Origin of the sequence: Paenibacillus sp. FSL E2-0201 (assembly GCF_037963325.1) — a bacterium.
GTDB lineage: Bacteria > Bacillota > Bacilli > Paenibacillales > Paenibacillaceae > Paenibacillus_AQ.
Genome location: NZ_CP150154.1, coordinates 3,852,443 through 3,866,186 on the forward strand (window position 1 = coordinate 3,852,443; position 13,744 = coordinate 3,866,186).

Sequence of the window (13,744 nt, forward strand, 5' to 3'; positions counted from 1 at the left end):
TCTGCGCGCCCGCATTTTTCTCTGGATGTAATTGGTTAAATATTCATGATTACTGTGAATCAAGAAACCCATTATAATAGGATTCCCCAATAATTCCAACTATTTTAGATCCCCTCGATTATAGATCGGACAGTGGAGCACTTATTTTAATGATTTTGTCCATCATCCGAAGTGGCAAGGCAATACTCGATCTGGATGCAACACATAATTAAACTGGGACTACGCTACTAATTTGATGCATCGGCGATTTACCAAGAAAAAATAAAAGACCACTAAGCACCTGAAAACGGCATGTAGTGGTCAATTTTTAAGCTAGTTTATGTTTCCAATACTCGTGCTTATGGGCTTATCCAGCGGTTTCGGAGGTTTTCTTTGATTGATTCCAATCCCGATTCGACCGAATACAAAGGCTCCGCCAGGAATGCGATTCGCTAGGTTCATGATGAGCGCTGAGCCAACCACGCACCCGATAAATTGCAACAGAACACTGAATAGACCCAGATTTTGCAACCCGAATGAAGAAGGAAGCTTAACAAACAAAGCCAACAGCAACGGGTGAAGCAAATATATACCAAAGGAGTATCTACTGCTCCACTCTAACACGCGCGGCACTTTTTTCAATGAAGAAGCTACTGTAAAGAGTAGTAAAATCATACTCATAGCGAAAAGTAACATATCAATTCTCTTGGAACTATGCGCCGTAATCCAACCTTGTCCGTTCACAAACAGCACAAGTGCCCCAGTTATAACCGGAAGCATGAAGACAGCTACTCGAAACTGTTTTAATTTTTCCCGGAACCAACTCTCATTTCGCCCCAAGTAATAAGCCACAGTAAAGTAGAATATCCACCCCGGAGAGAAAATCCAATACAATTTATCCCAAATATATTGAGCAGCTACCGTATCTGCGGGTTTGGTAAAATTGAAGATTCCTAAGTACACTACGTTTATAACGAATGAGGCAATCAGTATGGAGCGTGGAGTAAACTTTTTGGCATGCTTTTGAAATAAGAGGAACAAGGCGTAAAACTGAAATATAATGAGGATAAAGTAGCCATGAAAATCACCAAGCAACAAATGACGCCAAAGGAAATACCAAAAAGCTTGAAGAAGCGGAATCCCCTCACTGCTTGCCATATCCACTCCTTTTAACCCGGCGTACAAAGCCCCGAAAAAAAAGTAGGGAAGTAATATATACTTGATTCGTTTCTCCCAAAATCTCGCGGGTATTCCCTCAGGGTAAGCAAAAGACAATACGAATTGAGAGATAAATACGAATACCGGTGTGCCAAACGTAAGCAACAGACCCACCGACTCCACCCAAGGTGTATTTCCATCATCATAGACACGATATAAAGCATGTAGTAGCGCAATACTCAAGCAGGCTATACTACGCAGAACAAACATTTCAGAATTCAATTTTCGTTCCATGGGGATGACCCCTTTCAATATTTGCGTTTAATGGTCCACAGCACTGCCTACAGTCAATCGGGCTGCAATCGTCTTTTTGAGTCCTTGGTGAAGGTCATGGTTAGGAGACCAGGACATCAACTCATTTGCTTTCCTATTGTTCAAGTAGCTATGAAGAATATCTCCCGGCCGTGCCTGTTCATAAATCGTTTGGGATTCGCGACCTGTAATGCCGCCTATCATCTCCACAATCGTATTAATAGAGGTAGCCACTCCACAGCTAATATTTATGATTTGATTATCCACTCTGTCATTTGAACGAGCTGCATCTACAAACGCCTGTGCCACATCCTCAACAAAGACAAAATCTCTGGTTTGTTCCCCATCCCCATAGATCACAAGCTCCTTGCCTTGCTTCATGCGATCCAGAAAAATTGAAACGACGCCCGCTTCCCCATGTGAGCTTTGCCGGGGTCCATAAACATTCGCAAGACGGAGAATGGTATACTTCAGCCCATGCATGCTGGCAAACATTCGAATGTAGGACTCAGGGACACTTTTGGATACGCCATAGCAGGACTCAGGATTTAAGGGATGGCTCTCATCAATGCTCAAATATTCAGGGTTACCATATACAGCAGCCGAGGAAGCGTACACGATCTTTTCAACCTGATGGGCCTCACACATCCGCAGGACATTTAGTGTTCCAACAATATTCACATTCGCATCAAACAAAGGATTGCGCTGTGATTCTCTTACGTCGATCTGTGCAGCCAGATGAATGACCGCATCCGGTTTCTCTCGGCTAAAAACTTCACCCAATGTCTCATCTCGAATATCGTACGGATACAGAAGTGCAGAAGGGTTTCTATAGAACGAGCCGGACGCACCCGATAAATTATCCACTATTACAGTTTCAACACCCTCACTTATGAGCCGATCAACAACATGTGACCCAATAAAACCAAGCCCCCCGGTTACTAAAACCTTCAAATAAAAAACTCCTTTCGCCCTGTAAGGTGCTCTTTGTACCGTGCATCAGTAGAAAAGTTCACATAAAATACTTAAGAAGAAACGATGTTGTCATCCAATATGGACGACAACCGTTACTCGTAGAAATATAAGGATGTATATAACGAGGACTTTCTTATATTTCAAATCAAAAAATAAAGGAGTGAAGTATATGGCAACTGCACCTATTCCAGACAATTCTGTAACAACGTCCGTGATTGCGGACGGCGCGGTCACTTCTATTAAATTAGACCCTGAAACTAACGGTTATGTGAATGTTCGATCCTATGGCGCTACAGGGAATGGTACTAAAGATGACACCATCGCGATTCAAAATGCAATCAATGCCGGAAATGCCAAACGCAAGGTTATTATTTTCCCGCCTGGTGTATATAAAGTATCTTCAGGCCGCATGCGTAATCCTTCCAGCCTTGAATGGTGGTGTCTTCGTATACCAACCGGAACTAACCTAAGCTTTGAACCAGGATCTAAGCTGTCACTGGCTTCGAACCCTCCTTCAGATACTAGAGTACTTGTCATCCTAAACGCCTCTGATATCACGATAACAGGCGATCTCGAAATTGATGGAAGTGCTTCGACTGTGAAAACAAACGTCAACGATCAGCTTCACGGCTTGTTCATTTCTTCTTCGCAAAATATATCCATCGAATCGGTATACTCCCATGATTGCTACGGTGACAATATTTTCATTGGAGGCACAGAAGCGATTCCATCCGTTAACGTGCAGATCGGGTATGCGCGCTGTGAAACGGCTGGACGCAAGAACTTCGTCATCCATTTTGTAGACCAACTTCATGTCAACAGTGCTGTCCTGAACAACAGTCGCGGCGGAGCTCCTAGCTTCACTGGAGCCAACTCACTAGACTTGGAGCCCGATGAGTTCAAAGGTACTCGCAGCTTTTATCAACGCTTCGATTCCTTGACTACCACTGGTTTCGGTAATGATCTGTCAGCAGGACTTACAGATGAAATCGCTAGACTCTGGACCCTCGACATCGGTTCACTTGATATGCGTGTTAGTGGATCAGCGAGTCCTGCTATACTCTCTTATGGACTGACGTTAAAAATCAGTAACTTATTTATTCGTTCTACCGATCATAAAGCTAGTTACGGTCTACAGACGATCTATTCACAATTTATTGATATCGCTAGTGCAAGCTTCGATGGCATCGGTGGTCCTGCGATCTTTGCTGCGTTTAATGCTGCTGGAGGTAAACCAAGATTGCATATCGGATCGTTAGGAGTGTACGGCTCAGGCTCCAGCTTAGCTAGCGGAGTCCGAATCGACGGAGGAGATCTTTATGTGGGGACTATGGATGCACAGGATCTAGTAGGAAGTTCTTTATACTTGTTCGCTACACAATCAGACACCATGGTTACTGTTGACAATATGATCGTTCGTAACAGCGGGACCAATCAGGTAGTACTAGTCTCTTCTTATGGTTCGGCTAAGCCTTTCTTGCGTTTGAACAATGTAGCGGTATTTGATACCCGTTCTGTGAAGGTAAAACGCATTCTAGAATTTGAAACATTGGTTGCCATGCAAGGCACTTCCCTTGGCACCGTGTATAATCCGTATGCCATTACTGAATGGTTCTCTACCTATGGCAACTTCAAACGGGCAGTCCGACTCGTTGGTGGAACACTGCTTCCAGCAGTATTTATCGTGGAAGGTTCGCCAGAGGGAACGATAACCGCTCCGATTGGCAGTCTGGCTATGCGAACAGATGGTGTAGCTAAAGCTGCTTTTTATGTGAAGGAAAGCGGAACCGGTGCTAACGGTTGGGTTGCCAAGTAAATATTCAGCGGTTCTGAATGCATGACTCTATTGCATCCATTATACGAACCAGATCATCATCCGATAAGGAGCTTCCAGAGGGTAGACATACACCTTTTGTGAACAATTGATCAGATACACTATGTCCCTCCATGTATGGATAATAGAAGGCATTCTCGAACAGCGGCTGCAAATGCAGTGGTTTCCATACCGGTCTAGCTTCTATATTGTTAAATTCCAGGCACTTTAAGAGTTGATTAGAGGAGAAGCCCGCGATCTCTTCATCAATCGTTAGCGCACTTAACCAGCGTGTACTGCGACAATTAGGCGCTTCCGGCATAAAATGAAGACCTGGAACGGATCCCAATCGTTCTGAATACACTCGAGAAATATGTCTACGCCGCTCAACTCTTTCCTCTAGTAACTCCAACTGACCGCGGCCTATTGCTGCCAACAGATTGCTGAGACGGTAGTTGTAACCCATTTCGGAATGCTGATAATGTGGTGCAGTGTCACGCGCTTGCGTAGACCAGAAACGAGCCTGTTCCAACGCTTCGGTATCATCCGATACAAGCATACCTCCACCTGAGGTTGTAATGATTTTATTACCGTTAAAAGAATAAATTCCGAAGCGGCCCCAAGTACCGCTAGCCTTTCCATGATAAAAGGCACCTAGAGATTCAGCCGCATCTTCTATCAATGTAATACCATAACGATTCGCGATTTCTACAATCGGCTCCATGTCTGCACTCTGCCCGTACAAATTGACAACAACGGCTGCTTTCGGCAGTAGCCCTCTGTCATTCAAATCCTGGCAGGCCCGTTGAAAGGCTAGTGGACACATATTCCATGTCTCCGGCTCTGAGTCTACGAATACAGGTGTAGCCCCCAAATATAGAATAGGATTGGCACTAGCTACGAACGTGAGCGTCGAACAAATCACGTAATCTCCTTGAGAAACGCCGGCAAGACGCAGTGCAAGATGAATTGCCGCTGTTCCAGAGCTTAATGCAAGTGCACCCTTTGAACCTGTATAGTCGGCCATCTCCCGTTCGAAAGCATCGACTTGTGGTCCTATGGGAGCGATCCAGCCAGAGTGAATGGCATCCTCCAAATAAGCCTGTTCACGTCCACTCACATGGGGTGGAGATAACAAGATTCGTGGTAGAATGCTTGGTTGACGAATACTCATGCCTTGCTCCTTTCTCCATTTGGATGCTTTAATCCAAATGGATTACATATCTTATTGAATTACTTCAGAGCATGGTCCATGATATTTTGATTCAAAAAAGAGGGATGCCGGTAGAGTGGAAAGTAATTCCCCGCCCCCCCGGTGTCATAGAGCGACATTATTCGTTCATACACCTCGGGGAAAAATATTCGCTTACCTAGGTAATAGTCCAGTGGTTCTAGTTGAGTCGCAAATTTTTGTTTGAACTGAAATAGTTCGTCGTTACCTGTATATCCTCCACCGAGATGGAATTTTTCGTATCCATTCTCCATCCCCCACACCGCTGCTGAGTGGATGAGAAGTTTAGTGGGTGACCACTGCAGATAAGCTCGATCCCAACCACATAAGTGATAATGCATCCAGGGCCGATCAAGGAGCACAATACTTGCGGCTACCGCCTTGTCCCCATCCATCGCCTCGAACAGCGCTACCCGTCCCTCTGGCAAAAGGCTTGTATCTTCTATAAATTTTTGAGGAAAATAATAAAAGGGATCCGCTTGTAAATCATCTAACGTGCCGTAATATAATTCGGTGAAAGGCTCAATCCGATCCTTAAGCTCCGACTTTCGAATGGTAAATGGCGCTGACTTTAGTTTACGAATATTTCTTTTATGATTGCCGCCATAGTTCTGAATTAGTGCTGACTCTGAGCCAACGGTCAAATCTATATATGCTGTATTCCGATTCAACTCCGCAATAAGCCCGTTTTGGGCTTCGGTAGCATTGCCTATGAAAGGATGAAATCTTACGAACTCGGTCATAATTCTTTTCTCTCTGCAATAATCTGTGAACGTTTCACTGAATTGTCGATAGAGCTCCGATCGTTCCGCTCCTCTAGGCACATTAGATATCGGTCCCCCGTATCCATAAGGTGTGCTGATGTCGTACCATTCCCCTTCAAGTCCCAGTTGGATGAGTGCTGGAAGATGACTAATGGAACGTAGTAAATAAGGATAAATGATGAGCTTCTCACCCTGCTTAAAAACAAACAACTCTGCCTGTTGAAAATCATCCTCGAACATTCGAAAAAACTCTGCTGAGAAATAGATATCCTTCTTATCCATCTGAATCAAATAAGCATCCCATTCTTCAGAAAGCGAGCTGTTAAGTATAATGAAATTACTCATACGTCACCTCCTAAAAGTTAAGTTAGCGTATCCTTCCTTGAGGTACTTCGAAAAAACTTACTTCGGAAGCGTTCGCTGCTAATCCAATATTTTGATCATACGTATGCTTTCAGTGCTTAAGCTTAGCGCAGGATCTCTCTCACGTAGGAATGCATCGGATGAGAGCAATAACAACTTTCTCTCACGATCTAGGTCGAGTAACACATCGGTTAGTGATTCCCCGCCGTCCCACTCTCCACTTTGCAGTTGGATGCGAAAATACCGCTCGCCGAGCCGCCCCACAACTGAAGTCTTCTGTTTCGTTCTAATCCTAAAAGAAGAGAATCCGTATTTTAGATGATGCGCCTCTGCCATCGGGTAATCATCAATGATGTACGCCACTTCCTCATCATCTATATGTGATCCAGCAGCAATAAAATCTGCACTACCCACGAATGAACGATCCAAATCCCTCACATACCAATAAGTACGTCCTTCTTCAACAAAACCCAGACGAAGATACCAAGCATGAGCCTGTTCATTCCATGAGAACACATCCAGCACCAACTTCTTAATGTCATCCCTTTTTGCTAATTTCTCTCCGTATGCCATGAGCATGCCGCCAATACCATCCTTACGATAAGGCGCATCCACATTTAAATTATTCAGAACCAACATTTGTTCCATTCTTCGCCATTCAGCGAATCCAATGAGCGCTTCTCCAATATAAGCTCCAATCAATAATGTGGCTGAATGTCCTCCACACTTACAAGCTGCTTGTAGATATGCCGGATAACCAGCACAAGCAAATATCGTTTGATTGTAAACATGCTCCGGTAAGTTGCTCTTTAAGAGCCGGCATGCATGATGTATATCGTCTTCATGCAGCGGTCTAAACTGCACATTCATGCCTGGCCCTCCTTTTTATTCAGCCTATACTCATCCAGAGGAAGGCTATGCCGACCTGGATTGGCTACAACATCATCTTGGCGAATCACCTTCAAGACGGTCTTACATAATATCAGCGCATCCAGTCTGAAGCTTAAATTCTCGACATAAGTGACATCATACGAAAGTCGATCTTTCCATGACGAAGTATTGCGTCCTGACACCTGTGCTAATCCCGTAATTCCCGGTCTTACTGAGAAACGCAGCCTCTCCTGTTCGGAGTAGTAAGGGCTGTACCGCATGAGCAAAGGTCTTGGACCAATCAGGCTCATTTCTCCCTTAACAACATTCACCAATTGCGGTAATTCATCCAGACTTAGCTTCCGGATGATTCCGCCAAACTTGATGTATCGTCGGTCATCAGGTAACGGTTGACCCTGCGTGTCATATAGTTCAGCCATGGTCCGGAATTTGTAGATGAAGAAGGGTTTCTCTCCCAGTCCAGGTCGCTGCTGCTTGAATAAGATTGGGCTTCCAAGCTTTATTCGAATCAACACCGCCACCACAGCCATGACTGGACTAAATATACATAACATAACGATCGCTCCCACAAGATCGAAGCCTCGTTTCATATGGCGATACATGTTAGTACTCCTCCCGCCTTTCTCTTAATCCGTAAAAAGACGTTCCTTAAGTGAATTCACCTGTTTTAAATCAGCACTCCAGTAGTACACCTTGGTTCCAACTAGCGGATCAGGACCAAAACTGTTGTTACCTGGTATCTGCTCGTATTGAAAGTCATCGGAAGTTATCCCCTTGAATAACCAAGCTAAGCTGAGCAAATCACTGTCGCTAAAGCTTGTATCGATAATGTCTTTCTTTTCATGGAGTAGTAATCCCGCCAGATCCGGAAGATGCTCAGGACTGAGTAGCTTATTGGCCACAGCTCTAACGATATTGAATTGCTCTTCTTGACGACTAAAGTCACCGTTCGGAGTAGAATACCGCTCCCTTGCAAGATAGAGTGCATGAACGCCATCTAGATGCTGTTCACCTTTTTTGATTGTAATCTCTGGCGTTATGGTCACGTCCTGATCGATCACCATATCAATCCCACCGATCGAATCGATGAAATCACGAACACCTGAGAAGTTCGTCTTGATGTAATGATGAATGGGGATATTCATAAAGTCGCTCACCGCTTGAATAAGCGTCAGTGTTCCTTGCTCATTCCCACCTTTGGATTCCCCAACAATATGAGCGTGGTTAATTTTGGTATATCCGACATTTTGTACATAAACCCTTGTATCACGCGGCACAGAGACGATGTTCACCTTCCGCTGTTCCGGCATCACATGTACAACCATGATGGTATCTGCACGCGAAATCTCCCCGCCCCACGTATCAGTTCCAATGAGTACAACATTGAAGGATGAAGTTTTTTTATCGGATGCAGATGTTGTCGCTGTTGGTTCAGATGATGGAGGTACCGTAATCTCCGTATTTACTGGGCTTTTCGAAGTCTCTTCCGAGTGCGTTTTCCCCACAGGAACCACAGAAATTTTAGAGCTAGGTATCGTCAATGGATTAAGGACCGCCTTTTGAAAACGCTGTTCAGGATTTAACACCCCTCTAATCCAAATCCCACCAACAACAATCACAATTAGAAAACCAATCAGGGCGAATCTTCCAATTCGCCTCATGACTATTTGCTTTCTTGTGAATTTCCTGTCGCTCTTGCCACGCAAATGCAATCTCTTTTTCCAACTGCTCATAAACGACTTCATCACTTAGATCCCCGCATGAACTTCGGATTTGATCCGTTCAAGCTCATGAGTAACAACCTGTGGTTCTTCTTGAAAGCCCGAATAGCTCGGAATAAGCTGCTTTAATAATTTCTTAATTTGATAACTGCTCGGCACAAATTCGTACCGTTTGCACAAATTCTCCAGAACTCCAAGAACCAAATTCAATTCAGATCTGGATACACTTTGAGGACGACTGATCATGATGCGATAGTTATTGGTAACCATCAATCCTTCCTCTTCCGTCAGGAGTTCCTCATATAATTTCTCTCCAGGACGAATACCTGTGATCACAATGGGGATATCTTTATCGGGTTCTAAGCCGGACAGACGTATTAAATCTCTTGCTAGATCGTATATCCGAACTGGCTTACCCATATCAAGCACGAACACCTCGCCGCCTTGTGCCAGTACACTCGCTTGAATAACCAATTGCACCGCTTCAGGAATCGTCATGAAATACCGCACCATATCCATGTGGGTGACTGTAACCGGGCCACCACTCTCGATCTGTCTTTTGAATAACGGAATAACACTTCCCCGGCTACCAAGTACATTTCCAAAACGGACAGCGGCAAAAACCGTCTTGCTGGATGAATTCTGATCATTAATAATCATTTCTGCAGCCCGCTTCGTAGCTCCCATGACACTGGTTGGATTAACCGCTTTGTCTGAAGAGATGAGAATGAACCGCTTTGCACCATATTTGGCGCTCGCCTCCGCAACATTCCTTGTTCCGATAACGTTGTTCTTAACCGCCTCGACTGGGTTCATCTCCATAAGTGGAACATGTTTATGCGCTGCGGCGTGATACACGATCGTAGGTCGGAAATTTTGAAATACACTATCGATCCGCGACACATCTTGAATATCCGCTATGATGGGTTGAATCTTCTGATCGGGATATAGCTGACGCAGCTCTTGTTCAATCAGGTAAATGCTGTTCTCACCATGCCCAAGAAGCAGCATTTCCTTCGGACGATATGCAGCTAGCTGCCGGCACAGTTCCGAACCGATGGAGCCTCCAGCACCCGTGATGAGGATACACTCACTCCCTAAATTCTCGCGAATCTCCTCAGTGTTAATCTCAACAGGAGTTCTTCCCAGCAAATCATTTACGGACACTTCACGGATTCGATTAACTGCCATTTTCCCGTCCAAAATTTCTGTCATACTAGGCATTAGCTTAACCTGTGCTTTGGTTGACTTGCAGATTTCGATAATCTCCATTAAGTCGTTTTGTGGTGCTGTCGGAAGGGCAATAATAATGAATGCAATATCCAGCTGATCCACGGCTTCTGGAATGAAATTTCGGTTACCCACAATCGGGAGCCCCATTACTTCCAGCTTTTGTTTGGATATATCATCATCAATGAAGGCGACCGGATTCATAAATTTGAACCTTGAATGCTTGATATCTTTCGTAACGAGGATTCCTGCCTTACCAGCCCCTACGATTAGAAGATTACCTTCGAAGGCCTCCTTCGTACCCGTTGTCTCAAAACCATCATTAAGAAGACGTTTAACCATTCGTAACCCAACAATGCCGAGGAACACATAACCTGCTGCAAAATAAATAGAAATCGGTAGTCGATAGGAAGGAACTACTGCGTGTGCGGATACGTTGACAACAATCACGCCAACAAGTGTTAATACACTCACTTTCAGCAGCTGCAATAACTCTCTCATTCCCGTGTATCGCCAGATATTGTTATACACTTTGAATCCAAATGAGAAGGCCGCATATACCGCAATGTGAATCAATATAGCCCACGGAAGCATCCACACGTACATCTCAGGGATTTGAAAATCAAACCGAAGTAAAAACACAAGCCACACTGAAGCCGCAATAATCCCCGCATCCAACATGACCAAACGGACGATCCGCATTCTCATCACTTCTTTCTCCCTAATTAACTAAAAGTTCATTTACTCGACTTTTATGTGTGAGTGAATGATCAATCTCCCGACAGGCTAGGTTGCATTTCAGACGGAACTCTCTTTCTTTCCTCCTTATTCAATGCTTCTATATAGATCGAGTCCATTTCACGGAGCACTGCAGGCAATCCGTAGCGAATGATACTCTCCTTATTTGTTTCTCCCATCACTGTGGTTAATGCTGAATCATCTCGTAGTTGAATAAATGCCTTAGCGGTAGCGACAATATCATCAACGGGAACTAACATGCCTGTTGACTCATGTTCGATCAAATCACGAATTCCCCGAATATGTGTACCGATAACAGGTTTTCCTACTGCCATCGCCTCCATAATCGCCCGAGGTAATCCCTCCCGATAGGACACAAGTGCAGCAACATCACAAGCTCTAAGCAGTTCGGGAATATCTCTGCGATATCCAAGCATATGCACGCGATCGCTGACACCTAGCCGATTAGCAAGTTCCAATAGTGTCTGCTCAAGCGGCCCCGTACCTGCAAAAGCCAGATGAATATTAGCAGCTCGAGCCCCTAACTGACCCAGCGCTTCAATCAACTGCTTCTGATTCTTGTTGGCGTTTAGCTCAGCAACGCATAGGATGACAAAGGGCGGTTCATCATGCTCGATTTTTGGAAGATCAAATAGTTGGCGCCGCCTATCTGCCTTCTCTGCCTCAACTTCAGGATGATTACGTACGCTGCTGTAAACCTGGAGATCGAGTCCTACACCACTCACATAGATCACTTTTTTCCGTACAGAAAATCTCTGGGCACGTGTATAATCTTCACTATTTATGGTGATCAGCACATCTGTCCAGCGCGCCATTAACCGCTCCAGCGGATAATAAAGCATCCAATTCACTAAAGGGGCTCCCTTGAAAAAATGAAAGCCGTGAGCTGTATACAATGTGCAAGGTATACCTGCTCTATAGGCTGCAACCCGTCCGAGAATCGAAGCAACTGGCGTATGTACATGGACGAACTGAAATCCCTCCTTCTTGAAGCTTTCCGTTAACATCCTTAGAGCCGCCCAGTTCTGCATCTGCAAAGGACTGCGCTGGATGGGCACATCATGGCAGACGATTCCCTTCTCTTCTAACCGTAATCTCGCTTCACCAGGTTGTGCGTAAGCATGCACTTCACATCCCTTTTGCTGCAATAACTCCATATAAGGTAGATGGAAACTCTCAAAATGCCCAAAAATGGAGGCTACAAAAGCGACTCTTACCGGCCCACAGTCTTCAGCAGGTATGCTCCCGAACCTCTTGTTATTGCGCTTGTTCTGCTTGTTGTCGTAGCTTTCGACCGGTTGACTTTTCGATGCCTTTGGTTCGATACCGCATCACTCCTTTCCACCCCGTATTCGTTAATCGGATGCAAGCCGCGTTCATAGCCATCATGAACCACCAGTACCGCTGGAATAAGGCTTCAATGCCCATCGAAAGTCCAATCATCGCTGCGTGAGATAGCAGTAATGCCATAATGATCGGTCTGTTCACCTTATCTGCCGCGCGATAAGAACGGAGCCCGACGATGAAAAACCAGATCATGAATCCGCCATAGACGATCAAGCCTAGTAAGCCAAATTCCGTCATAAACCAAATCGGAGTATTATGGATAATAATCCGCAATTCATAGTTATAGCTACCAAGTCCAATCCCTAATAATGGACTTTGGACGATCCAATCTACTGCCTTCCCAATGATGTCAAGCCGTGATTGAATCTGCGAGGGTCTACTAGCCATATTCCCAAGTACATCCAGATAAGCAGTACCTTTATACAACAGCAGTGCTGCAAACGCGACACTAAACCCCATGCCGATCTTTAGAAGTCGAGAAGGATTCGTCAGGAGAAGCGTAAGTAGAACAAGGAACAGACCAATCCATGACGATCGCGAAAAGGTCATCATGATTCCCCCGGCTAAGGTAATCGTCGCTAGCGTACTCACCCATCCCCTAAGTAGCTTCACTCCGTTCCCACTCGTCATGATATGAATGGCAAAAGCCGTTACTAGTAACCCGCCGTATGCATTCGGATCAATTAACATCCCGGAGAGACGACCATCTTGCACCATATATGGAACCTTAACTCCACTAAAGAAGTCGAACAAAGCCAGACTATTGAAGATCAGCACGCTAATAAGAAAAGCACGTATCATTTTATATAACCGATCCCAGCTATCTACAGCTTGAACAAGCATGATATACGTCAGCAGCAGGAGTATAAACCCAAAATCTTTTTGCAATAGAGCGTATTGCGTAATGAATCCATTGCGCCAAATGGATACAAATGAAGCAAGGACGAAAATTAACAACATTCCCCAATGCCATGAACTAAACTGCCTTCGGTCCAATTTGAGGTGTATACCTGCCGTAAACAAACCAAGCATCAAGAAAAGATCAGAGGGTGCGATTCGAAAGGCGCCACCGAAGTCAATTTGAGCCGGAAGACAGATGATGTAACCCATAACCGCAAACAGAAATAAATTACGCATGGTGTAGGGTTTCCCTACAACGGATACTGATGTCATACAAGCCCCTACTTTCGTATGAGAAATT

At 44.7% G+C, this 13,744-nt stretch carries 11 protein-coding genes; 1 reads left to right on the plus strand and 10 read right to left on the minus strand.

All coding sequences use genetic code 11. The features are described 5' to 3' along the window. Positions 1 to 312: 312 nt before the first annotated feature. Together NSU15_RS17390 and NSU15_RS17395 are read right to left on the minus strand one after the other, a co-directional pair. Complete coding sequence (locus NSU15_RS17390) at positions 313 to 1,431, minus strand: acyltransferase family protein (protein WP_339286924.1); 1,119 nt, start codon at positions 1,429 to 1,431, stop codon at positions 313 to 315. 27 nt (positions 1,432 to 1,458) lie between these two features. Beyond that, on the minus strand, positions 1,459 to 2,403 hold the full coding sequence (locus tag NSU15_RS17395; protein WP_339286926.1) for an NAD-dependent epimerase/dehydratase family protein: 945 nt from the start codon (positions 2,401 to 2,403) through the stop codon (positions 1,459 to 1,461). 190 nt (positions 2,404 to 2,593) lie between these two features. Between NSU15_RS17395 and NSU15_RS17400 the strand changes: the two genes are divergently transcribed. Further along, complete coding sequence (locus NSU15_RS17400; protein ID WP_339286928.1) at positions 2,594 to 4,240, plus strand: glycosyl hydrolase family 28-related protein; 1,647 nt, start codon at positions 2,594 to 2,596, stop codon at positions 4,238 to 4,240. Between the two features lie 4 nt (positions 4,241 to 4,244). Here the strand turns inward: NSU15_RS17400 and NSU15_RS17405 are convergent, their stop codons facing one another. From NSU15_RS17405 to NSU15_RS17440, 8 genes are all read right to left on the minus strand, one after another. Continuing rightward, positions 4,245 to 5,411 carry an aminotransferase class I/II-fold pyridoxal phosphate-dependent enzyme gene (locus tag NSU15_RS17405; RefSeq protein WP_339286930.1) on the minus strand — a complete coding sequence of 389 codons (1,167 nt, stop codon included), beginning with the start codon at positions 5,409 to 5,411 and terminating at the stop codon, positions 4,245 to 4,247. Between the two features lie 59 nt (positions 5,412 to 5,470). Next, positions 5,471 to 6,577: a GNAT family N-acetyltransferase gene (locus NSU15_RS17410; RefSeq protein WP_042128574.1), complete on the minus strand. Its 1,107-nt coding sequence runs from the start codon at positions 6,575 to 6,577 to the stop codon at positions 5,471 to 5,473. A 78-nt stretch (positions 6,578 to 6,655) separates the two neighbouring features. Then, positions 6,656 to 7,465: a GNAT family N-acetyltransferase gene (locus tag NSU15_RS17415; protein ID WP_042128575.1), complete on the minus strand. Its 810-nt coding sequence runs from the start codon at positions 7,463 to 7,465 to the stop codon at positions 6,656 to 6,658. Next, the gene (locus NSU15_RS17420) at positions 7,462 to 8,076 is read right to left on the minus strand and encodes a sugar transferase (RefSeq protein WP_076118970.1); all 615 of its coding nucleotides are present in this window, start codon (positions 8,074 to 8,076) and stop codon (positions 7,462 to 7,464) included. Before NSU15_RS17420 ends, NSU15_RS17415 begins: the two co-directional genes overlap by 4 nt. A 36-nt stretch (positions 8,077 to 8,112) precedes the next feature. After that, positions 8,113 to 9,147 (minus strand): LCP family protein, encoded by a 1,035-nt coding sequence (locus NSU15_RS17425; RefSeq protein ID WP_339286932.1) that lies wholly within the window; start codon positions 9,145 to 9,147, stop codon positions 8,113 to 8,115. A gap of 87 nt (positions 9,148 to 9,234) precedes the next feature. Continuing rightward, a complete protein-coding gene (locus NSU15_RS17430) occupies positions 9,235 to 11,145 on the minus strand; it encodes a nucleoside-diphosphate sugar epimerase/dehydratase (RefSeq protein ID WP_042128579.1) in 1,911 nt (636 codons plus the stop codon). A gap of 62 nt (positions 11,146 to 11,207) precedes the next feature. Beyond that, on the minus strand, positions 11,208 to 12,521 hold the full coding sequence (locus NSU15_RS17435; RefSeq protein ID WP_339291375.1) for a glycosyltransferase family 4 protein: 1,314 nt from the start codon (positions 12,519 to 12,521) through the stop codon (positions 11,208 to 11,210). Continuing rightward, positions 12,454 to 13,716 (minus strand): O-antigen ligase family protein, encoded by a 1,263-nt coding sequence (locus tag NSU15_RS17440; protein ID WP_339286934.1) that lies wholly within the window; start codon positions 13,714 to 13,716, stop codon positions 12,454 to 12,456. Before NSU15_RS17440 ends, NSU15_RS17435 begins: the two co-directional genes overlap by 68 nt. Positions 13,717 to 13,744 lie beyond the last annotated feature (28 nt).